Here is a 21,066-nt window from a genome sequence, read left to right as displayed (position 1 = left end):
GAGGGAGTGCTTCCCTCCCCGGCGGCCGGCTGGGGGTCATCCCGCCTTCGGCACCGCCCGCTGATCCGGTCCCGCGTAGGAAGCGAGGGGCCGGGATCAGCGCGTTGTGGGCGAGCTGTTCGGTGATGTGCGCGGTCCAGCCGGTGATGCGGCTCATCACGAAGACCGGCGTGAAGGCGGGGGTGTCGAATCCCATCAGGTGGTAGGCGAGCCCGGGTGGCTGGTGTGCAGGACGACGGAGCGGACCCGGTCGAGCGGGCCGGTCCGCTCGCGCAGGCGGCGGGCGAGGTCGATGATCGCCTGCGCCTGGTACTCGGCGGAGTGCTCCTTGGTGTACGTGTCGAGGATCGCGCGGCGCGGCTCGCCCGGCCCGGGGAGCCGGACGGTGTAGTCGGACCGCGGGCCGTCGAGCATCCAGGCGAGGAAGCCGTCCTCGCCCTCGTAGACCGGGGAGGGCGAGGTCTCGCCGCGCATCGCCCGGTCGACGGCCTCGATCGCCGCCTTGCCGGCGAAGGCGGGTACGTACGCCTTCCAGCTGGAGATCTCGCCCTTGCGGGACTGGCGGGTCGCGGTGGTGGTGTGCACGGCCTGCTGGACCGCCTGGTACACCGTCTCGGTGGGCAGCCGCAGCAGGGCGCCGAGGCCGCAGGCGGTGGCGGCGCTCAGGTGCGCGACGTGGTCGATGCGGTGTTCGTGCAGGCAGATGCCCTTGACCAGGGCGACATGGATCTCGTAGGCGGCGACGATGCCGCGCAGCAGGTCGGCGCCGGTGCGGCCGGTGTGCTGGGCGACGGCGAGCAGCGGCGGGATGTTGTCGCCCGGGTGGGAGTAGTCGGCGGCCAGGTACGTGTCGTGGAAGTCCAGTTCGCGTACGGCGGTGCCGTTGGCCCAGGCGGCCCATTCCGGGGAGACCCGGACGGGGGTGCCGAGGACGGAGGCGCCGGGTGCGGTGCTCCCGTGGGCGGTGGCCTGGGCGCGGGCGACGGCGACCGGGCGGCGTGTGAGGGAGGCGACGGCGACCGAGGCGTTGTCGATCACCCGGTTGACGGCCATGGCGACACTGTCGGCGTCCAGTTCCTCGGTGCCGGTGGCCACGGCCGCGAGCCGCCACGCGAGCTGGTCCTCGCGGGCGAGCCGGCCGGCGCTGGGGTGGACTCGGACGCGGTGCTCGATCACGGGACTCCTCGTGGGAGCCGGGGACGGTGCTGGTGTGATCGATGCTGCCCACGCGGCGCCCGCCGGTCCACCGCTCCAATCTGCGGAATCCGTACAGCGCTCAGCTGCGAATCCGCGAATGTTGCGAATCCTGCGGATGCTATGTTCGCAGGCAGTGCCGCCGCTCGGGACCGTGGCAAGCGGCCCTGCGAGAAGGAGGTGCGCATGTCCCCGCGCCCCGCGGACCGCAAGGTCTACGCCCACGCCAAGCTCCGCCGGCTGCGCCGCGAGCACGGCATGAACCAGGTCGCCATGGCCCGCGCCCTCGGCATCTCCACCAGCTACGCGAACCAGATCGAACAGAGCCGGCGCCCGCTGACCGCGCCCGTGCTGCTGCGGATCGCGGAGGTGTTCGGTGTCGACGCCGAGTTCTTCTCGGAGGCCGAGGAGGACCGGCTCGCCGCCGATCTGCGTGCCGCCCTCGCCGACGAGGCGTGCGGGGTGCCCGTGCCCGCCGCGGAGGAGGTCGCCGAGGCCGCCCGCGACCACCCCGAGGTGGCCCGCGCCCTGGTCGCCCTGCACCGCCGCTACCGCGACACCGCCGAGCAGGCCGCCGCCCTCGGCGCCCCCGGTACGGCAGGCGCGGGACTGCTGCCCCCTGCCGAGCCGCACGACGAGGTGCGGGACTTCTTCTACGCCCATCACAACCACTTCGAGCCCCTGGACAGCGAGGGGGAACGGGCGGCCGACGCACTCGGGCTGCGGCCGGGCCGCGGCGCCGACCCGCTCACCGCACGGCTCGCCGAGCGGCACGGCGTCCAGGTGGTCCAGGCCGCACCGGGCCGCACCGCCGACGCCCGCCGCTACGACCCGGACACCGGGCTGCTGTTCCTCTCCCCCTGGCTGAGCGACGGCCAGCGCGCCTTCCAGCTCGCCACCCAGCTGGCGCTGCTGGAGCACGGCCCGCTGCTGGACCTGCTCACCCGCGCAGGACCGGAGCTGACATCCCCTGAGTCGACGGCGCTGGCCGCATCGGCCTCGCCAACTACTTCGCCGGTGCCCTGCTGATGCCGTACGCGCTCTTCCACTCCACCGCCGAGGAGGTGCGCTACGACATCGAGCTGCTGTCCGCCCGCTTCGGCGTCGGCTTCGAGACGGTCTGCCACCGCCTGAGCACCCTGCAGCGCACCGGGCGGCGCGGAGTGCCCTTCTCCTTCCTGCGGGTGGACCGGGCGGGCAACATCTCCAAGCGGCAGTCGGCGACCGACTTCCACTTCTCCCGGCTCGGCGGCACCTGCCCGCTGTGGACGGTGTACGAGGCGTTCTCCGCGCCGGGCCGGATCCTCACCCAGGTGGCCGAGATGCCGGACGGCAAACGGTACTTCTGGATCGCGCGCACGCTCACCCGGGGCGGCTTCGGGCATCACGCCCCGCGCGCCGAGTTCGCCGTCGCGCTGGGCTGCGAGCTGCGCCACGCGCACCGGCTCGTCTACACCGAAGGGGTCGCCCTCGACGACCCGCGGGCCGCGACGCCCATCGGTCTCGGCTGCCGGATCTGCGAGCGCCGCGACTGCGCGCAGCGGGCCCGTCCGCCGGCCGGCGGACGGCTGGCCATCGACCCCGACCGGCGGACGTACGTGCCGTACCCGGTCGAGTCCCGTACCCCCTGACGACACCCGCAGGAGTTTCCGCGTGACCAGCCGAGTCCTCCTCGTCTCCCCCGCGATGAGCGCGTCGCTGCGCCGGGCCCGCTTCGACGACGGCGGCGGCCTCGACGAGGGCGGCGCCGCCGCGGCCCGGTCGATGGCCGGGGCGCTGCCCGCTGCGGCCCGGGTACTCGCCTCGCCGAGCGAGCGCTGCCGTCAGACGGCGGCGGCGCTGGGCCTGGACGGCGTGCCGGTGCCGGAGCTCGCGGGTCTCGACGTTGGCCGCTGGCGGGGCCGCACGCTGGAGGAGGTGGGCGCCGCCGAACCGGAGGCGGTGGGCCGCTGGCTGACGGATCCCGGCTGCGCGCCGCACGGCGGCGAGTCGGTGCGGGACCTGTGCGGACGGGTGGCGCGCTGGCTGGCCGACGTGCGGGAACCGGAGGGCCGTACGCTCGCGGTGGTCGAGCCGGAGGTCGTCCGGGCGGCTGTCGTCGGCGCGCTGGACCTGCCCGACGTGCTGTTCTGGCGTCTGGACGTGCCGCCTTTGACCGTGACCGAACTCAGCGGCCGGGCCGGGCGCTGGAATCTGCGGCTGGGGCGTCCGCCGGCCGCCGGGGAAGCCGGCTGACCGGCCGTCACCAGGGCCCGGCTCCCCGGCGATCCGGGCCGGCGGCGCCGCGTGGTGACCCCTTCGGGTGACGGTGGATCGATTCAGCAGCCGGGGTGCGCACGGGACGACATGATCTTGGAAAGGGTGATGCCGCACGTCGTCACTCCTCGTGAAGGGACACCCCGTCCATGCGTCTGCGCAATGCCGCGGTCACCGCCCTCGGCGCCCTCGCCCTGCTCCTGGCCGCCCCCGGCTCCGCCTCCGCCGCGTCAGGAGAGTTCCAGTACACCTACTCCGGTCTGGACGGCTCCCCGCGGATCGCGGTGCTGCAGGATCCGGACAGCGGTCTGTGCATCACCCTGCCCGAGGTGGCGGACCCCGGGGCCAGCACTCCGGCCCACTCCCCGCGCAACCGCACCGACGAGTACGCGATCGCGTTCACCGAGCCGGGCTGCACCGGTGCTTCGTTCACCATGCGCCCGTACACCGGGTACGGGAGCGAGCGGCTGAAGCTCCGGTCGGTGGTCTTCTTCCGCTGACGCGGGTGTGCCGGGCCCTCGCCCCCGCGCACCGCGTGCCGGGGGGCGTCGGCTCAGGACGCGGGGCCTCGGTGGCGGCGCAGCAGCGCCGCCACCGCGCAGCGCAGGCAGCCGGCGTCGGCGCCGCGCGTGCTCTCGACGTCCGGGCACCTCGCGGGCGCGGGCTGTGCCTGCCCCCGGCAGGTCTCGCCGGGGGTGCCGATCAGTGTCTCCAGGTCGTGCAGGAGCTGTTCGGTGCGCTTCGCCTGCTGCGCCAGCACCCGGACCCGGGCGCTCTGGCCGCCGATCTGCCGTCGGCTGGCGACCAGTTGCTCGTACTCCGCCACGGTGAGGGCGACCGCCTCGCGGCCACCGAGGGTGATGCGGCGCGGCTGGGGGGTTCTGGCCACTCGGTTCCTCCGCTCCTCGCCTGAGTGCTCCGCGAGCCGCCGGTCCGGTGCTTCTGTTCGGTGTCCGGGGAACGCGAGAGGGCCCTCGGATGGTTCCCAAGGGCCCTCTGCTGTCCGGATGGAATCAGTGCGCGGCCGGAACCGCCCGCTCGCTCGCGGCCCTCGCCGGGGCCGGGTTCAGCACCCGCTCGGCCAGCTCGCCGAAGGCGAGGCCGAAGCCGCCCCACAGCGCCGTCTGGATGGCCAGCGCGGACAGCCGGAACCGCCACAGCAGGGCGGCCGGGAAGTCCGCCGGGACCTCGTTGACGACCGGCAGGAACTCGTAGGCCAGGCCGATCACCACGGCGAAGGCGACGACCGCCGCGACGGTCGCCCACCAGGTACCGAGGCTGGGCGCCAGGCGCTTGCCCAGGATGGTGGCGCCGACCGCCAGCAGGACGCTGAGCACCATCATCAGGAAGTACAGGGTGGTCCGCTTGCCGATGGTGTCGGGCTCGCCGACCGACGGCGGGTTGGCCGGGTACTTCAGGAACGGCACGACGTACACGGCGAGCAGCGCGCAGCCCGACAGCAGGAGCGCGGTGGCACGCGGGCCGAAGCGGCCGACACGGCCCAGCGCGAAGCAGAAGGCGAGCGCCGCGATGCCGCCGAAGGCGACACCGTAGACCAGGACGCCGGTGGCGAGGCCCGCGGTGGACTGCAGGGAGCGGGAGACGACCTCCATCTCGTGCTCGTGGGAGTGGGCGTCCTCGAAGCTGATCGCCTTGTCCACGCTCGGCTCACCGAGGAGATAGGCCACGATCAGGGCGAGCACGCCGGCGGCGAGGCCGGCGAGCATGCCCCGCACAAGGAGGTTGCGTACGGTTGCGGAGTTCATGGCTGTGCGGAGTCCCCTCGCGTCAGTGGCAGGGGAAGCCGAGCAGGTGGCGGGCGTCGTGGACCCACTCGTGGACGTCCGTGCCGTTGAACACGGACGTGGCGCCCTGCTCGGCGCCGACGAAGTACAGCAGGACCAGCATGAGAATGCCGAAGAAGACCGCCCAGGGAGCTATCGCCTTCAGCGGCAGCTTGGCGGGAGTGGTGGCTGTCGGCTGGGCGACGGTCTGCGCCATGGCAGAACCTCCTCTGGGAGCTCGCGTCCCATCTCGGTGGTGCACAGGACGACGGCCGCGGGTCTGACTCACGAGCACCCACCGGGGTTCTCGCACACAGTGGCGCGACCGTGCCGGATTTCCACCGGCTTCCGCAGTACCGTCGTCGATATCGCACAGACCGTACCGCGTGTCAGGACCATGGCCAAGACCGTGTCCGCTCGATGGGATCTTTCTCTCGCACCGGCGGACACCGTCCTGTGCCGGGTGGGTCAGCGGTGGCGGAACTCCGGCGGGCGCTTGGCCGCGAAGGCGGCCATGCCCTCCTTCTGGTCGGCGGTCGCGAACACCGCGTGGAACAGCCGCCGTTCGAAGCGGACGCCTTCGGCGAGCGTGGTCTCGAAGGCCCGTCCGACCGCCTCCTTCGCCATCATCGCCACCGGCAGCGACATGCCCGCGACGGTCTCGGCCACGGCCATGGCCTCGCTGAGCAGTTCGTCGGCGGGCACGACCCGGGAGACGAGCCCGGCGCGCTCGGCCTCGGCCGCGTCCATGGTGCGCCCGGTCAGGCACAGCTCCATGGCCTTGGCCTTGCCGACCGCCCGGGTCAGCCGCTGGGAGCCGCCGATGCCGGGGATCACGCCGAGTTTGATCTCGGGCTGGCCGAAGACGGCCGTGTCGGCGGCGAGCAGGATGTCGCAGAGCATGGCGAGTTCGCAGCCGCCGCCGAGGGCGTACCCGGCGACGGCGGCCACGGTCGGGGTGCGCAGCCGGCCGAGCCGGTCCCAGGCGGCGAACCAGTCGGCGAGGTACATGTCCAGGTAGCCCTGCGGCTGCATCTCCTTGATGTCGGCGCCGGCCGCGAACGCCTTCGCCGACCCGGTGATCACGATGCAGCCGCAGTCCGGGTCCCGGTCCAGGGCCTCGGTGGCGGCCGCCATCTCGTGCATGACCTGGAGGTCGAGGGCGTTGAGGGCCTTGGGCCGGTTCAGGGTGAGCAGGGCGGTGCGGCCCCTGCGTTCGACGAGGATCGTCTCGTACTCGACGGGTACTTCCGTGGTCATGCGTGCTCTCCGCTCTGTTCCCTGATGGTGCGTACGATGCCGGAGAAGTCCTCCTCGGCGCCGACCCGTTCGGCATAGGCCGCGTACACCTCGGCGGCGCGCAGCCCGAGTTCGGCGTGCACCCCGCCCTCCCGTACCGCGTTGGCCGCGAGGCCCAGGTCCTTGGCCATGAGGGAGGCCGCGAACCCGGGACGGTAGTCCCGGTTGGCCGGGCTCGCCGGGACCGGGCCCGGGACGGGGCAGTTGACGCTGAGGGCCCAGCACTGCCCGGACGCCGTGGAGGCGACGTCGTACAGCGCCTGGTGGGACAGGCCCAGGCTCTCGCCGAGGACGAACGCCTCGCTGACGGCGATCATGGAGATGCCGAGGATCATGTTGTTGCAGATCTTGGCGGCCTGTCCGGCCCCGGCGTCACCGCAGTGGACGGCCTTCTTGCCCATGGCCTCCAGCAGTGGCCGTGCCTCGGCGAACTCCGCCCCTCCCCCGCCGGCCATGAAGGTGAGCGTGGCGGCCTCGGCGCCGACCACGCCGCCGGAGACGGGTGCGTCCAGGGCGCGCATCCCGGCGGCGGCGGCGCGTTCGTGGGCGGCGCGGGCGTCGGCGACGTCGATGGTGGAGCAGTCGACGAAGAGGGTGCCGAGCCGGGCCGCCGGGAGCAGGGTGTCGTAGAGGTCCAGGACGTGCCGTCCGGCGGGCAGCATGGTGATGACCAGGTCGGCGCCGGCCACCGCCTCGGCCGCTGTGGCGGCGGCCTCGACACCCGTCCGTGCGGCGCCGTCCACGGCGTCGGCCGCGAGGTCGTGGCCGCGCACCCGGTGCCCGGCCTTGACCAGGTTGGCGGCCATGGGGGCACCCATGTGCCCGAGTCCGATGAACGCGACGGTCCTGCTCACCAGGCCGCCTCCGGGGTGGTGTCGGATCCGGCGAGGCCGAGTTCGCGGTCGCCGAGCGGGGCGAAGAAGCGGCCGACGTCGGCGTCGGTGACCTCGGCGAGGGTGGCCGGGGACCAGTGCGGATCGCGGTCCTTGTCGATGACCTGGGCGCGGATGCCCTCCAGCAGGTCGGAGGTGCCGAGGGCGGCGCAGGAGACGCGGTACTCCTGGTCGAGGACCCGCTCCAGCGGGCCGAGGTGCCGGGCGCGGCGCAGGGCGGCGAGGGTGACCTTGAGAGCGGTGGGCGACTTGGCGAGCAGGGTCTCGGCGGCCTCCTTGGCGTCCGGGCCGCCCTGGGCGAGCAGTCGGCGCAGGATCTCCTCGACCGTGCCCCCTGCGTAGCAGGCGTCGATCCACTCCCGCCGGGCCGCGAGCCGCGCCGGCGGCGCCGGCCGGACGTGCCGGGCCAGAGCGTCGTGCACGGGCAGATCGGCGAGGTCGTCGACGAGGTGCCCGAGCGCCTCGGAGGGCACGTAGTGGTCGGCGAGGCCGCACAGCAGGGCGTCGCCCGCGCCGATCTGGGCGCCGGTCAGCGCGAGGTGGGTGCCCAGTTCGCCCGGGGCGAGGGCGAGCAGGTAAGTGCCGCCGACGTCGGGGACGAAGCCGATGCCGGTCTCCGGCATGGCGATCCGGGAGCGTTCGGTGACGATGCGGACGCTGCCGTGCGCGGAGACGCCGACACCGCCGCCCATGACGATGCCGTCCATGAGGGCGACGTACGGCTTGGGGTAGCGGGCGATGCGGGCGTTGAGGTGGTACTCGTCGCGCCAGAAGGCGGCGGAGGCGCTGCCGTCGCCGTCGCGGGCGTCGTCGTGGACGGCGCGGATGTCGCCGCCCGCGCACAGGCCGCGCTCCCCGGCCCCGGTGATGACCACCGTGCGCACGTCCGGGTCGTGCTCCCACGCGGTCAGCGCCTCGTCGACGCGGCGGACCATGTCGTGGTTCAGGGCGTTCAGCGCCCTGGGCCGGTTGAGGGTGATGACGGCGGCCCGTCCGCAGGTGTGGAAGAGGACGGGGTCCTCGGTGCCGCTCATCCGAATGCCTCCGTCAGGCCGCGGGCCACGATGACGCGCATGATCTCGTTGGTTCCTTCCAGGATCTGGTGCACCCGCAGGTCACGGACGATCTTCTCGATGCCGTACTCGCTCAGGTAGCCGTAGCCGCCGTGCAGCTGGAGTGCCCGGTCGGCCACCGAGTACCCGGTGTCGGTGGCGAACCTCTTCGCCATCGCGCACAGGTAGGGGGCCTGCGGGTCGGCCCGGTCGAGGGCCTGGGCGGCCTGCTGCACCAGGGCCCGGGCGGCGGCGAGTTCGGTCGCCATGTCGGCGAGGCGGAAGCGCAGCGCCTGGGAGTCGAGCAGGCGGGCGCCGAAGGCCTCCCGGTCGGCGAGGTGGGCCAGGCTGCGGTCGAGGGCGCTGCGGGCGCCGCCGAGCGAGCAGGCGGCGATGCCGAGGCGCCCGCCGTTCAGGCCCCGCATCGCGATGCGGAAGCCGTCGCCCTCCCGGCCGAGGAGCCGGTCGGCGGGCAGCCGTACACCGTCCAGGACGACCTGGCGGGTGGGCTGGGCGTTCCAGCCCATCTTGCGTTCGTTCGGACCGAAGGTGACGCCCGGGTCGTCCTTGTCGACCACGAACGCCGAGACGCCGCCGGCGCCGGAGCCGCCGGTACGGGCCATGACGACGTACAGCTGGGCGGTGCCCGCGCCGGAGATGAACTGTTTGACGCCGGTGAGCACGTAGTCGTCGCCGTCGCGGACGGCCCGGGTGGTCAGGGCCGCCGCGTCCGAGCCGGCGCCCGGCTCGGTCAGGCAGTAGCCGGCGAGGTCGTCCATCGCGCACAGCCGGGGCAGCCACCGCTCGCGCTGGGCGTCGTCGCCGAAGCGGTCGATCATCCAGGCGACCATGTTGTGGATGGAGAGGTAGGCGGCGATGCAGGGGCAGCCGGTGGCGAGGATCTCGAAGACGAGCACGCCGTCGGTCCGGCTGAGGCCGGAGCCGCCGGACTCCTCGCGGACGTAGACACCGCCGAGGCCGAGCCCGGCCGCCTTGCGCAGCACGTCCACGGGGAAGTGCTTGTCGCGGTCCCAGTCCAGGGCGTGCGGCGCGAGGTGGTCCTGGGCGAAGTCGAGGGTGGTCTCGACGAGGGCCTGCTGGTCCTCGGTGAGCAGGGTGGTGGTCATACGGCGGTCAGCCCATCGTGGGGATCGTGAAGCTGGCGCCCTCCCGCAGACCGGCCGGCCAGCGGGAGGTGACGGTCTTGGTGCGGGTGTAGAAGCGGATGGCGTCGGGACCGTGCTGGTTCAGGTCGCCGAAGCCGGAGCGCTTCCAGCCGCCGAAGGTGTGGTAGGCGACCGGCACCGGGATGGGTACGTTGACGCCGACCATGCCGGTGTTCACGCGCCGGGTGAAGTCGCGGGCGGTGTCTCCGTCACGGGTGAAGATCGCGACGCCGTTGCCGAAGGTGTGCTCGCTGGGCAGGCGCAGGGCCTCGGCGTAGTCGGCGGCGCGTACGACCGACAGGACGGGGCCGAAGATCTCCTCCTGGTAGATGCGCATCGCCGGGGTGACCCGGTCGAAGAGGGAGGCACCGGCGAAGAAGCCGTTCTCGTGCCCGGGCAGGACGAAGTCGCGTCCGTCGACGACGAGTTCGGCGCCCTCCTCGACGCCGAGGCCAACATAGGAGCGGACCCGGTCCAGCGCGTCCCGGCCGACCAGCGGGCCGAAGTCGGCCTCGGGGTCGTCGCTGCGGCCGATGCGCAGTCCCGCGATGCGTTCCTTCAGTCGGGCGACCAGCGCGTCGGCGGTCTCCTCGCCGACGGGGACGGCGACCGAGACGGCCATGCAGCGCTCGCCCGCCGAGCCGTACCCGGCGCCGATCAGGGCGTCCACCGCCTGGTCGAGGTCGGCGTCCGGCATCACGATCAGGTGGTTCTTGGCGCCGCCGAAGCACTGGGCGCGCTTGCCGTGGGCGGCGGCGGTGGCATAGACGTGCGCGGCGACGGGCGTGGAGCCGACGAAGCCGAGGGCGGCGACCCGCGGGTCCTGGAGGAGGGTGTCGACGGCTTCCCGGTCGCCGTTGACGACGTTGAGGACGCCGGGCGGCAGGCCCGCCTCCAGGAAGAGTTCGGCGAGCCTGAGGGGCACCGAGGGGTCGCGCTCGGAGGGTTTGAGGATGAATGCGTTGCCGCAGGCCAGCGCCGACGCGGCCTTCCAGAGGGGGATCATCGCGGGGAAGTTGAACGGCGTGATGCCGGCGACGACACCGAGGGGCGCGCGCAGCGAGTGGACGTCGATGCCGGTGCCGGCGTTGTCGGTGAACTCGCCCTTGAGCAGATGCGGGATGCCGGCCGCGAACTCCACGACCTCCAGGCCGCGCTGGATGTCGCCGTGGGCGTCGGCGATGGTCTTGCCGTGCTCGGCGGAGAGCAGCCGTGCCAGTGCGTCCTTCTCCTCTTCGACGAGGTGCAGGAAGCGCAGCAGGACACGGGCGCGGCGCTGCGGGTTCCACTCGCCCCACTCGCGCTGGGCCTCCGCCGCGACCTCGATCGCCGCCTCGGTCTCGGCCCGGTTCGCGAGCGGCACGCGGGCCTGGACCGCACCGGTGTTGGGGTCGTACACGTCGCCGTAGGACCCCGATGTGCCCGGGGTGTGCTTGCCGCCGACGAAGTGGGTCAACTCGCGGATGCCGGCGGGGTCGTTCGGACGGATCATGGGCTCCTGCTCTCGTCAGGTGAGGGTGATCCGGGATGGCACGCCGGTCCGGCACGCGCGGACGCGGTGGCGTGCGCGGGCGTGCGGGGGTGGCGTGAGAACGCGTACGGCGTGGACCGTCAGCCGACGGCTACGGGGGTCGCGTGCGGACGTCGACGTATGGGGCGAGGTCCGCCGGGGTCGTGGATGCGCACCGGTGCCATGCGTGTCAGCTCCATCCTCGTGGACAACACGGAACATCCCGCGGCCGGTATCCTGACTCCCGGATCAGCGCGCGCCGTCCGCCTTCCCGACATCCCACTCGTCGGTGGCGTGCTGCTCGACGGCGTACTCCCCGGTCACAGTGGCGGGACCGTGCCGGAATCACACCGGCTTCCCTGCACCGCGGGCCTTCACTCGCGACTATATAGTTGGACGTCCTAGTAAATCCACCCCGGCCGCTTCTTCCGGTCGTACGCGGGAGCGTCGCGGCCGGCCGCGCGCCGCGCGCCGGGCGGCCGGTCAGCCGGGGTCGGACTCGGCCGGCCGCGGTGCCGCGAAGCGCACGGGCGCCCGGAACCTGGCCCTGCGCGCCGCACGGCGGAACGTCGTCAGCACCGCAGGGCCCGCCAGCAGCACGCAGACGAAGTTGGTGACCGCGCGCCCGGTGTCCCAGCCCAGCGACGTCGCCAGGTCGAAGGCGATGTACCGGTGCCACTGCTCGGTGAAGGGCAGGCCGGGCAGGTAGGCGATGGAGCTGTTCGGGTCCAGCGAGAACGGCCAGAAGGAGAGGTTGAGCAGGAAGCCGAAGAGATAGCCGGAGACCGATCCGTAGCCGGCGAGCAGCAGCACCTCGCGCCGGCCCGTGGCACGGGGCAGGAACCCGGCGAGCATCCCGACGAACGCGCAGCCGAACATCTGGTACGGCATCCACGGCCCGACCCCGCCGGTGATGAGCGCGGAGGCGAACAGCGAGGTGCAGCCGAGGACGAAGCCGAAGCCGGGACCGTACACCCGCCCCGCGAGGACCAGGACGAAGAAGACGGTCTCGATGCCGGCCGTTCCCGCGCCCAGGGGTCGCAGGGCCGCGTTGACGGCGGACAGGACGCCCAGCATGGCGAGCGCCTTGGAGTCGATGCCGCCCTCGGCGATCTCCGACAGCACGACGCACAGGACGAGGACCAGCAGGACGCCGAAGATCAGCGGCGGCGCGTAGTTCGAGCCGAACGTGCCGGGCGCCACCACGAACGGCCAGAAGAAGGCGACCGCGCCGAGGAAGGCGGCCAGCGCGACGACGACACCGACGCGCGGGGTGAGCCGGATGGCCGCCGTCATGTCGCGTCCTCCGCAACCGCCCGCGCGACCTGGGCGACCGTCACGAACGGCAGGGGCGCCAGGATCTTCGCGGTCTGCGGGGCGAACACCGGTGAGGAGACGATGACTTCGGCGGCCGGTCCGTCGGCGACGATGTCCCCCTCGGCCATGACGACCACGCGGTCGGCGGCGCGGGCGGCGAACTCGACGTCATGGGTGGAGATGACGACCGCACGGCCCTCGGCCGCCAGGGCGTCCACGATGCCGGTCAGGGCCGTCTTGGCCCGGTAGTCCAGGCCACGGGTCGGTTCGTCCAGCAGGACGACCCGGGGTGCTGCGGAGAGCTGGACGGCGAGGACCAGCGCGAGTTTCTGCCCCTCCGACAGGTCCCGGGGATGGGTGGCGTCGCCGATGCCGGGCGCGAGCCGGTCCAGGACCGCACGGGCCGTCGGCCCGGTGCCCGCCTCCTGCCCCGACTCGGCGTCCGCCTGGTCGAGTTCCGCCTTGACGCTCTCCAGGTACAGCAGGTCGGAGGGGGTCTGCGGGACCAGGCCGACCAGCCGGCGGGCCTGCGCCGCCCGCACGGCGTGCGGATCGGTGCCGCCGTGCCCGTCGCGCACCTCGACGCGCCCGGCCCTTCGCGGTCCTGAGCCCTGCAGGGCCCACAGCAGGGACGACTTCCCCGAGCCGTTGCGGCCCATGAGCGCCGTGACCTCACCCGCACGCAGTTCGAGGTCCGCCTCCCGGACGGCGGGAACGCCCCGGTAGGCGACGGTGATGCCGCGTGCGCTCAGCAGGCGGGGCGGATCGTCGGCGGGCCGCGGGCGTACCGGGTCCGGGGTCCGGTCGGCGAGGCGGGCCCGCAGGGGTGCGGCGGCCCGGCGCGCGTCGCGGACCGACAGCGGCAGCGGGGACCAGCCCGCGGTCCGGCCCAGTTCCACGATGGGCGGCGCGATCGTCGACGTACGCAGGATCTCGGCGGGCTCGCCGATGCGGGCGCGGCCGTCACCGGGCAGATGGATCACGCGGTCCGCGTACTGGACGACCCGTTCCAGGCGGTGCTCGGCCATCAGGACGGTGACGCCGAGGTCGTGGACGAGCCGGGTGACGGCGGCGAGGACCTCCTCGGCCGCGGTCGGGTCGAGCGCGGAAGTGGGTTCGTCCAGGACCAGGACGCGGGGGTGGGCGGTGAGCACGGAGCCGATGGCGACCCGCTGCTGCTGGCCGCCGGAGAGTTCGTGCAGGGCGCGGTGGCGCAGGTCGGCGAGGCCGAGCAGGTCCAGGGTCTCCTCGACACGCTTGCGCATGGTGGCCGGCGGGATCGCCAGCTGCTCCATGGCGTAGGCCAGCTCCTCCTCGACGGTGTCGGTGACGAAGCCGTCGATCGGGTCCTGGCCCACCACGCCGACGACATCGGCCAGTTCGCGCGGCGGATGGTCGGCGGTGTCGCGGCCGTCGACGATGACGCGGCCGTACAGCGTGCCGCCCGTGAAGTGCGGAACCAGCCCGTTCACGGCGCCGAGCAGGGTCGACTTGCCGACACCCGTGTGTCCGACGACGAGGCAGAGTTCGCCCTCCTCCACCGTGAGGTCGATGTCGCGCAGGGCAGGCTCGGGCGTGTCGTCGTACTGGACGGTGACCTGGTCGAAGGTGATCACGGGGCGTCGGCTCTCCGGACGGGGCTTGGCGGCGGTGCGAGCAGACCCGCGGTGCCGGCGAGGAGGATGGCAAGGGTCGGCACCAGCGGCAGACCGGGCCAGGTCAGCGGGTAGAAGGTGGGGTTGAGCTGGGCGGGGTCGTAGCCGAGGTTGCCGAAGAGCAGCACGGCGGACAGCACCCCGCTGCCGGCCACGGCCCATTCGGCCAGCCGCCAGGGGTCGGGGCGGTAGGTGGTGCGGGTGACGCGTCGGCCGCCGAGGCGCAGGCCCGCGACGCACAGCGCGGCCCCGCAGGCCATCGCCGGCAGGCCCAGGAAGGCGGGCGCCGTGGCGTCGAGCAGCCCGTACGCGCCGGCGCACAGCCCGCACATGCCCAGCAGCATCAGCGCGCCGGTGACCCGACGGGAGCGGCGCGTCGCGGTGCCCGCCCGGCCGTAGCCGCGCGAGTCCATGGCGGCGGCCAGCCGCAGGGACCGTTCGAGGGCGTCCTCGAGGACCGGGACCACGATGCCGCGCAGCGCCTTCATCCCCTGGGTGCGCCCGGCCCGCAGCTTCTTCGCCCGGGCGACGCGCTGCACGCTCTGCACGAGCTGCGGGGCCACGCTGATCGCGACGGTGACGGCCACTCCCAGTTCGTACAGGGCGCCGGGCAGCACGCGCAGGGCGCGTTTGGGGTTGGCGAGGGTGTTGGCGGCGCCGATGCAGCACAGCATGCAGGCCAGCCGCAGTCCGTCCGTGGCCGAGGACAGCAGTGCCTCAAGCGACACCGGGCCGCCGATCTTGATGCCCGCGTACCAGTCGGGGGTGGGGATGTGCGGCAGGGAGAAGAGGAAGTGGTCGTGCGGGGTGATGCCGGTGGCGAACACGGCACGGAAGGCGACCCGGATCGCGACGACCGTGAGGGCCAGGTAGAGGTAGTACTTGAAGCCCCGCGCCCAGGGGGCCTCGGTACGGCGTGCGGTGACGACGTAGCCGAGGACGGCGAGCACGAGGAACAGCAGCAGCGGGTTGTCGGTGCGGCTGACGGCGGTGGCGAGGGCGAGGGCCCACACCCACCAGGCGACGGGGTGCAGGGTGCGCGGCAGGCGCCGGCCGCCGCGGTCGGGCACCGCGGCGGCCGGGGACGCCTCGACGGTCGTACGGGCCACCGCGGTCACTCGGCGCGACGGCGCCGGCGGGCGACGAACGCCGCCGCGCCGCCGATGAGTACGACCAGTCCGGCGCCCGTGGCCACGGGGACGATCGAACCGGAGTCGTGCTGGGCGTCGGCGGCCGGGGCGGCGTCGACCACCCGGGTGCCGGTGCTCGGCGAGGGTGCGGCCGGGGCGCCCGCGGTGGCACTGGGGGTGGGGGACGGTGCCGGGCTCGCGGTCTCGCTGGGCTTCGGCTCCTTCTTCGGCTTCTCCTTCGCCTTCTTGCCCGGTGCGGCCTCGGCCGGCCCGGCCGGCGCGGTGGTGTGCCGCTCGGGTGCCGGGCCGGTGTCCACGTCCGGCGGCAGCGGGGGTGCCTTGTCACCGGAGGCCGGCTTGCCCGCGCCGCCCTGCGGCTTGGTGTTGTGGGCGCGCAGCTGGTCCGGTGTGATCCTGGGCCGTCCCTGGGTCCCCTCGATGTTCGTGCCGCCGAAGATCCACAGGTCGACGCTGCCCGGCTTGGGCTTGTACAGCATCGCGCCGAGCTGGCTGTAGCTCCAGTCCGTGGCCCCCGGGTCGGCGTGCCAGTACGACCAGTAGGCGGTGGCGGGCGGCGTGAGCACGCAGTCGTCCTGGGCGGGCGTGGGGTACTGCTTGCCGCCCTTGTAGCCGCTGTAGCCGATGCGGCAGATGAACGCCGGGCCGTCGTGCCCGGTGCCGGTGGTGCGCCAGCCGCCCTGGTTGAGCAGTTCGTACCCGGTGGTCGGGGTCGTGCCGCAGGAGCGCAGGACGGGGCCGCCCCAGTGGCTGAAGTCGACGGCGAGCACCGCGCCGGAGGTGGTGGTGCAGCGCCCCATCGGCTGGGGGTCGGCGGCGGCCGGCGTACCGGTCGCGGCGACCGCGGCGACCGTCAGGCCGAGCGCGGCCGGCACGCGCAGCAGGCGCGCTGCCGCCGCCCCGCGGGAGGCCGCGGGGGTCCGGCGGGAGCGCGCGGAGATCCGGCGGGAGAGGGCGGGGATCATCGTCCGCTCCCCTTGTTCGTACGGCGGCGGGCGACGGCGACCGTGCGCCAGCCGGCGAGGACCAGCAGCGCGGCGAGCGCGGCGAGGGTGCCCACCTGGGCACCGGTGGAGGCGAGCACGCCGCCGCCTCCGCCGCCGTTCGCGGTGGTCCCGCCGTCGCCCGCGCCGCCGCTGTCGCCGGTGGTGATGATGTCGGGGGCACTGGAGCTGGGGCTGGGGCTGGGCGCGGGCTGCGGAGAAGTGCCGGTGAGACTGCGCTCCAGCGTGGCGAAGGAGATGCCGGTGGCGCCGCCGACGGCCTGGGTGGAGGCGCGCAGGTCGGAGCCGTCCTGTCCCTCCTTGGCCACCCGGAACCCGCCGTCGGTGTTCTGCTGGGAGGCGAGGAACTCGCGGGCATCGGCGATCTGGGCGGCGTACTTGCCCGCGTCGAGGGAGAGGCCCTGCACGGCGAGCGCGGCCGAGTTGACGGAGTCACCGGCCGCTCCCGGGAACCCTCCGTCGGGCAGCTGCTCGGACGCGATCCAGGCGAGCGCCTTGTCCACGGCCTTGTCCGCGTCGGGGCCGCCCGCGAGGTCGAGGGCCATGGCGGCGATGGCGGTGGAGTCGACGTCGGAGTCGTCCGTGGGCGGGATCAGGCTCGGCCAGGCGCCGTTGGAGTGCTGGAGCCCCTTCAGGTAGGCGACCGGCCGCTCCGCCGAGGTCTTCTCGCCCGCCCGCAGCTGAGCCATCACGGCCAGCGCCTGGGAGAACACGGACGGGGCGTAGGTGTAGGCGCCCTTGCCGGCGCAGGAACGGTCCGGTGCGGTGCTGGGCTTGGCGCAGACGGCCTTGTCCAGCGCGGCGATGAGGTCGTGTCCGGCGAAGTCGCGCGGGTCGCGGCCGACGGCCTCGGCGAGCAGTGCCGTCTTGCCGATGGAGCCGCCGCCCGCGTAGGCGGTGCCGATACCGGTCCAGTCGTTGACGGTGCGGCCGGCGCCGTCCCGGCCGGCGTGGTCGAGGAAGTCGACGACGCTTCGCAGCCTGGCGTCGTTCAGCCCGGTGGCGGCGAGGGCGTAGGCGCCGTCGATGGTGAGGCCGAAGTCGGCGCGGCCGGAGCCGAATCCGTCGTCGTAGTACGTGCCGCCCTTGAGGTTGGCCGCCTTAGTGAGGTAGGCGACACCCTTCTTCAGGTCGGGGCCGGTGCCCGGCGGATCGGTCGGGTCCGTCGGGTCCGTCGGGTCCGTGGGGTCGGTCGGGTCCGTGGGGTCGGTCGGCGGTGTGGTGGAGCGGTCGTCCTTCGCGGTCAGGGCGGCCAGGCTGGTGCCGGCGCCGGCCAGGACGACCCGCGGGACCGGCGAGAGGGCCGGCTCGGTGTCACCGCCCTCGTAGCCGAAGCCGCCGCCCGCCAGCTGCTGCCCGGAGAGCCATCCGACGGCGGCCTCCGCTCGGTCCTTGTCGCCGAGCGCGCGCAGCAGCTGGGCGGCGTACGCGGTCGCCTCGACGCTGCCGCTGGTGGCGCTGGGGTCGGCGGGGAACCAGCCGTCCTTGTGCTGTTCCTTCGTCAGGAAGGCCCGCGCCGCGGCGACGGCGTCGTCATGCCCGCCAGCCTTGTGCAGCACGAGGGCGACCAGCGCGGTCGGGACGGTCTCGCCGGCGCACTCCTCGCCGGGCGGGGTGAGGACGCTGGAGACGCCGCCGTCCTCGCAGCGGAGCTTGACCAGCCGGTCGACGGTGGCGGCCGGCGGGATCGCTCCCGCGCGCAGCAGGGCGAGCACGGCCAGCGCCTGCTGCTCGGTGACGGCGGCGTTCTTGAAGTCGCCCTCCGCGGTGCAGCCCGGGTTCTTGTCGGGGTCGGAGTCCGCGGGGCAGACGTTGTCGGTCAGGTCGGCGAGGAGGTCCCGGCCGCCGAACTTGCGCGGGTCGGTCCTGGTGATCTCGGCGAGCAGCGCGAGCCGGGCGCTGGCCCCGGTGTCGGGTCCCTGGTCCTTGCCGGCCGCGTAGACGTAGTCGTCGGCGTTGCGGGAGAGGAAGTCGGTGACCTTGTACAGGGCGGTGCCCTGCCCGCGGACGGCCGCCAGCGCGTAGGCCGCGTCGGCGGTCAGCGCGTAGTCGGTGGTGGTGGAGCCGTCCTGGACGATCCGCTCACCGTCCGTGAGCCGGCCGGAGAGCCAGCTCGCGGCGGCGGTCAGGGAGACCCTGCCGATCCGCACGTCGTCGGGCGTGAACCGGGGCTCGCCGCCGGCGCCGCCCAGGTCGGTGCCGCCGTACACCCAGGCGTCCACGTCGCCGGGCTTCAGCGTGCGCATCTTCGCCCCGTACGGGCTGTAGGTCCAGTCGTCGTCGCCGGGCGAGGCGATCCAGTAGGACCAGTACGCGGTGGCCTGGGGGGTGGCGTCACAGCGCTCCTTGTCCCGGGTCGGGAACTGCTTGCCCGACTTGAACGAGGGGAGGCCGATGCGGCAGATGAACCCGTCGCCGTCGTGCACGGTGCCGGCGGTGGTGAAGCCGGCGTCGTGCAGGAGATCGAAGCCCGTGGTCGGGGTGGTGTCGCAGCCCCGCTCGACCTTGCCGGCGAACGGTCCGAAGTCGACGGCGACGACGGCGCCCTCGGCGGCCGTGCACCCGCCGACCGGTCCGGCGGCGGTCGCCGGCGTCGTGAGGAACGCCACACCGGCCGCCAGCGCCATGAGCCAGGCCGCCACCAGCGCCGTCGGACGCCGCGGCACTCTGCCCGCCCCCGCGCTTCTTCGTCTCTCGGTCCCCACCACGGCCCCCTCGTGCCGGCCGGCGCGTGCGCGGACGTGGCAGAGGGCCTCCGGGGAACGGGGAATCCCTGTGTCCGGAAGCTGGTCGCACCACGCCGCAGTCCACGACGGCGTCTGTTGCTCGTGATCACGCCCCAGGCATTCCGGCTCGCCCGGCGGAAGGCCGGGCCCACGGTTGCGGGTCAGCGCCGGACTTCGACCGGCTTCCCCTGGAACTCGTTGCTTATCAGCGGGATTTGAGCACGGTTCACAGGAGGCGTCAAGACGGGCCCGGCGTGCCGTGACGGACGGCCTCCGGGAGCGCTGGCGGCCCGGCCGCACGTCAGGTACCGTCCCGGACTGCCGAGTGGGGGAACCCGGTGGGAGTCCGGGGCTGACGCGCAGCGGTGTGGGACGGCAGGGGGCCGGACCGAGCCCGAATGCCCAGACGGCGCAGCACTCTGGAAGCCGGTCCACGCGTTCCGGGCGGCGGCCACGCCTCGCCGTGCCCCGGAGCCGGCGGACATGGGCCAGGCCGACGCCCCTCATCCCAGGAGCAGGCCATGTCCCGCCATCTGTCCCGTCGTTCCGTCCTCGTCGCCTCCGCCGCCCTCGGCGCCTTCGCGCTGACCACGCTGCCCGCCGCGGCCACCTCCACCCCGGCGCAGATCGCCACGTCGAAGACGAACGGTGTCGCCTACCTCAAGTCGCTCCAGGCCGCCGACGGTTCGTACGCCGGTTCCGGGCTGTCCAACGAGTGGGCGTTCAGCGCCCTCGCCTCGGCCGGGACCGCCGCGGTGGACGTGACGCCCGGCGGTGACACGAGCAAGAACGCGAGAACCGTCTACCGCGATCTGCTGTCCACGAGCAGCTGGCCCTCCGCCAGCCCGGTGGTCACCGACTACGAGCGGGCCACGCTCAACGCCTACGCCGCGGGCATCGACCCGTCCCGTGTCTCCGCCTCCCGCAACCTGATCGCCAACATCTACAGCTACTGGCAGACCGCCGAGCCGGGCTACTTCGGCCCGTCGGCCAACTTCAACGGCACCGTCTTCGCGGCGCTCGCCCTGAACGGCGCCAAGACCCAGTCCGGCCAGATCCGCGTCCCGCAGGCGCTGCGCAACTCGATGATCACCCGCATCCGCGCCAACCAGCACAACGACGGCGGCTGGAACTACGGCAAGGCCGAGGGCAATCCGGGCCAGCTCGGCGCGGCCAGCGACATCGACATGACGGGCGCCGCGATGGCCGCGCTCTGCGTGTCCGGCGTGCCGAACACCGACACCGACGTCGTGCAGGCCAAGGACTTCCTCAAGGGCAAGCTGGTGTCCGGCACGGGTGCCTTCGACGCCATGTTCGGTGTCAACACCGACTCCAACGGCTGGGCCGTCTCCGGACTGAACGCCTGCGGCATCGACCCGCAGACCGGTGACTTCCTCACCGCGGACAGCAAGACGCCGGTGGACTTCCTCATCGCGCAGCAGTTCAACCCGGGCGGCGGCTTCAAGTACCTGCCCACCGACACCTCGCCGTCGGCGTACGCGTCGATCGACGGGCTGCGGGCCGTGGCGGGCGGCGGCTTCACCGCCGCGCCGCCGGTCCCGACGACGCCCGGGGCCCCGCAGTGGGTGGCCCAGTCCTCCCTCGCCTCGGGTACGGCGACGAAGCTGGCGCTCACCGTGGACGACGGCTCCGGCACGCCGAAGGTGTGTGCCGTCACCCTCACCCCGACCGGTACGACGACCACGCTCGGTGCCGTGCTCGACGCGGCCAAGACCGCCGCGGCCCCGTCGGGCTGTGTCACCTCGCTGACGCCGTCGTCCGGTGCCGGTGTCATCACGGCCGTGAACGGCAAGGCGAACAGCGGCTCCAACACCTGGAAGGTCAGTGTCGACGGTTCCTCCTTCGCCTCCGCGACGCGGGGCAAGGTCGTGAGCGTCGGTGACACGATCGCCCTGCGCTGGGGCGTCTGAGGACACCGCCGGCCTGGGCCCCGCCCCGCCGCGGGTCCTAGGTTCTGTCGTCAAATGTCACGCCCACATCAGGAGTGAGGCGAGGGTGACGGCTGCTTCGTAAGACTCAGTGGTCTTGTCGTACCTGGTAG

At 73.5% G+C, this 21,066-nt stretch carries 16 protein-coding genes, 3 pseudogenes and 3 riboswitches; of the genes and pseudogenes, 4 read left to right on the top strand and 15 right to left on the bottom strand.

Features of this window, described 5'->3' with window-relative positions:
• Window positions 1-36: 36 nt before the first annotated feature.
• Window positions 37-220, bottom strand: a pseudogene (locus ACF073_RS38675) (citrate/2-methylcitrate synthase); the annotation flags it as partial.
• A pseudogene (locus ACF073_RS38670) lies at window positions 217-1,176 on the bottom strand (MmgE/PrpD family protein); the annotation flags it as partial. The pseudogenes ACF073_RS38675 and ACF073_RS38670, both read right to left, overlap by 4 nt.
• A 204-nt stretch (window positions 1,177-1,380) precedes the next feature.
• Between ACF073_RS38670 and ACF073_RS38665 the strand changes: the two are divergent.
• From ACF073_RS38665 to ACF073_RS38655, 3 genes and pseudogenes are all read left to right on the top strand, one after another.
• Window positions 1,381-2,825, top strand: a pseudogene (locus tag ACF073_RS38665) (short-chain fatty acyl-CoA regulator family protein).
• A 22-nt stretch (window positions 2,826-2,847) separates the two neighbouring features.
• Window positions 2,848-3,429 carry a histidine phosphatase family protein gene (locus ACF073_RS38660; RefSeq protein WP_392076194.1) on the top strand — a complete coding sequence of 194 codons (582 nt, stop codon included), beginning with the start codon at window positions 2,848-2,850 and terminating at the stop codon, window positions 3,427-3,429.
• Between the two features lie 170 nt (window positions 3,430-3,599).
• Window positions 3,600-3,950, top strand: coding sequence for a hypothetical protein (locus tag ACF073_RS38655; protein WP_392076193.1), 351 nt, complete (start codon window positions 3,600-3,602; stop codon window positions 3,948-3,950).
• 53 nt (window positions 3,951-4,003) lie between these two features.
• Here the strand turns inward: ACF073_RS38655 and ACF073_RS38650 are convergent, their stop codons facing one another.
• The 13 genes from ACF073_RS38650 to ACF073_RS38590 form a co-directional block, all read right to left on the bottom strand.
• Window positions 4,004-4,339, bottom strand: a complete 336-nt coding sequence (locus tag ACF073_RS38650; protein WP_392076192.1) for a hypothetical protein — start codon at window positions 4,337-4,339, stop codon at window positions 4,004-4,006.
• A gap of 124 nt (window positions 4,340-4,463) precedes the next feature.
• Complete coding sequence (locus tag ACF073_RS38645; protein ID WP_392076191.1) at window positions 4,464-5,216, bottom strand: CbtA family protein; 753 nt, start codon at window positions 5,214-5,216, stop codon at window positions 4,464-4,466.
• Between the two features lie 22 nt (window positions 5,217-5,238).
• A complete protein-coding gene (locus ACF073_RS38640; protein WP_392076190.1) occupies window positions 5,239-5,451 on the bottom strand; it encodes a CbtB-domain containing protein in 213 nt (70 codons plus the stop codon).
• 38 nt (window positions 5,452-5,489) lie between these two features.
• A riboswitch (cobalamin riboswitch) is annotated at window positions 5,490-5,627 on the bottom strand.
• A 75-nt stretch (window positions 5,628-5,702) separates the two neighbouring features.
• Entirely contained in the window at window positions 5,703-6,494 is a 792-nt protein-coding gene (locus ACF073_RS38635) for an enoyl-CoA hydratase (protein ID WP_392076189.1), read from the bottom strand.
• The gene (mmsB, locus tag ACF073_RS38630) at window positions 6,491-7,387 is read right to left on the bottom strand and encodes a 3-hydroxyisobutyrate dehydrogenase (RefSeq protein ID WP_392076188.1); all 897 of its coding nucleotides are present in this window, start codon (window positions 7,385-7,387) and stop codon (window positions 6,491-6,493) included. Before mmsB ends, ACF073_RS38635 begins: the two co-directional genes overlap by 4 nt.
• Window positions 7,384-8,460: an enoyl-CoA hydratase/isomerase family protein gene (locus tag ACF073_RS38625; RefSeq protein ID WP_392076187.1), complete on the bottom strand. Its 1,077-nt coding sequence runs from the start codon at window positions 8,458-8,460 to the stop codon at window positions 7,384-7,386. Before ACF073_RS38625 ends, mmsB begins: the two co-directional genes overlap by 4 nt.
• The gene (locus ACF073_RS38620) at window positions 8,457-9,605 is read right to left on the bottom strand and encodes an acyl-CoA dehydrogenase family protein (RefSeq protein WP_392076186.1); all 1,149 of its coding nucleotides are present in this window, start codon (window positions 9,603-9,605) and stop codon (window positions 8,457-8,459) included. Before ACF073_RS38620 ends, ACF073_RS38625 begins: the two co-directional genes overlap by 4 nt.
• A 7-nt stretch (window positions 9,606-9,612) precedes the next feature.
• Window positions 9,613-11,136, bottom strand: a complete 1,524-nt coding sequence (locus ACF073_RS38615) for a CoA-acylating methylmalonate-semialdehyde dehydrogenase (protein ID WP_392076185.1) — start codon at window positions 11,134-11,136, stop codon at window positions 9,613-9,615.
• A gap of 227 nt (window positions 11,137-11,363) precedes the next feature.
• Window positions 11,364-11,558, bottom strand: a riboswitch (cobalamin riboswitch).
• Between the two features lie 79 nt (window positions 11,559-11,637).
• Window positions 11,638-12,450, bottom strand: coding sequence for an ECF transporter S component (locus tag ACF073_RS38610; RefSeq protein ID WP_392076184.1), 813 nt, complete (start codon window positions 12,448-12,450; stop codon window positions 11,638-11,640).
• Entirely contained in the window at window positions 12,447-14,087 is a 1,641-nt protein-coding gene (locus ACF073_RS38605) for an ABC transporter ATP-binding protein (protein ID WP_392076183.1), read from the bottom strand. Before ACF073_RS38605 ends, ACF073_RS38610 begins: the two co-directional genes overlap by 4 nt.
• Window positions 14,084-15,244 (bottom strand): energy-coupling factor transporter transmembrane component T, encoded by a 1,161-nt coding sequence (locus ACF073_RS38600; RefSeq protein ID WP_392076182.1) that lies wholly within the window; start codon window positions 15,242-15,244, stop codon window positions 14,084-14,086. The genes ACF073_RS38605 and ACF073_RS38600 overlap by 4 nt, the downstream gene beginning before the upstream one ends.
• Entirely contained in the window at window positions 15,241-16,239 is a 999-nt protein-coding gene (locus ACF073_RS38595; protein WP_392076181.1) for a hypothetical protein, read from the bottom strand. The genes ACF073_RS38600 and ACF073_RS38595 overlap by 4 nt, the downstream gene beginning before the upstream one ends.
• Window positions 16,236-18,983, bottom strand: a complete 2,748-nt coding sequence (locus tag ACF073_RS38590; RefSeq protein ID WP_392076180.1) for a prenyltransferase/squalene oxidase repeat-containing protein — start codon at window positions 18,981-18,983, stop codon at window positions 16,236-16,238. Before ACF073_RS38590 ends, ACF073_RS38595 begins: the two co-directional genes overlap by 4 nt.
• Window positions 18,984-19,098: 115 nt before the next feature.
• Window positions 19,099-19,246, bottom strand: a riboswitch (cobalamin riboswitch).
• Between the two features lie 279 nt (window positions 19,247-19,525).
• Here ACF073_RS38590 and ACF073_RS38585 point away from each other — a divergent pair.
• Window positions 19,526-20,935, top strand: a complete 1,410-nt coding sequence (locus ACF073_RS38585) for a hypothetical protein (protein WP_392076179.1) — start codon at window positions 19,526-19,528, stop codon at window positions 20,933-20,935.
• The last annotated feature ends 131 nt before the right edge of the window (window positions 20,936-21,066 follow it).

The sequence above is a fragment of the Streptomyces sp. NPDC015171 genome (assembly GCF_043079545.1).
GTDB lineage: Bacteria > Actinomycetota > Actinomycetes > Streptomycetales > Streptomycetaceae > Streptomyces.
The sequence above is the reverse complement of the archived record's forward strand: the minus strand, read 5'-3'. Positions and strand labels throughout refer to the sequence as shown.

What these genes read in the sequence shown, in the direction of transcription:
- ACF073_RS38655 (WP_392076193.1), top strand. Translation starts at nt 3,600, where the DNA reads ATGCGTCTGCGCAATGCCGCGGTCACCGCCCTCGGCGCCCTCGCCCTG.
- ACF073_RS38645 (WP_392076191.1), bottom strand. Translation starts at nt 5,216, where the DNA reads ATGAACTCCGCAACCGTACGCAACCTCCTTGTGCGGGGCATGCTCGCC.
- ACF073_RS38640 (WP_392076190.1), bottom strand. Translation starts at nt 5,451, where the DNA reads ATGGCGCAGACCGTCGCCCAGCCGACAGCCACCACTCCCGCCAAGCTG.
- ACF073_RS38635 (WP_392076189.1), bottom strand. Translation starts at nt 6,494, where the DNA reads ATGACCACGGAAGTACCCGTCGAGTACGAGACGATCCTCGTCGAACGC.
- ACF073_RS38625 (WP_392076187.1), bottom strand. Translation starts at nt 8,460, where the DNA reads ATGAGCGGCACCGAGGACCCCGTCCTCTTCCACACCTGCGGACGGGCC.
- ACF073_RS38620 (WP_392076186.1), bottom strand. Translation starts at nt 9,605, where the DNA reads ATGACCACCACCCTGCTCACCGAGGACCAGCAGGCCCTCGTCGAGACC.
- ACF073_RS38615 (WP_392076185.1), bottom strand. Translation starts at nt 11,136, where the DNA reads ATGATCCGTCCGAACGACCCCGCCGGCATCCGCGAGTTGACCCACTTC.
- ACF073_RS38610 (WP_392076184.1), bottom strand. Translation starts at nt 12,450, where the DNA reads ATGACGGCGGCCATCCGGCTCACCCCGCGCGTCGGTGTCGTCGTCGCG.
- ACF073_RS38595 (WP_392076181.1), bottom strand. Translation starts at nt 16,239, where the DNA reads ATGATCCCCGCCCTCTCCCGCCGGATCTCCGCGCGCTCCCGCCGGACC.
- ACF073_RS38585 (WP_392076179.1), top strand. Translation starts at nt 19,526, where the DNA reads ATGTCCCGCCATCTGTCCCGTCGTTCCGTCCTCGTCGCCTCCGCCGCC.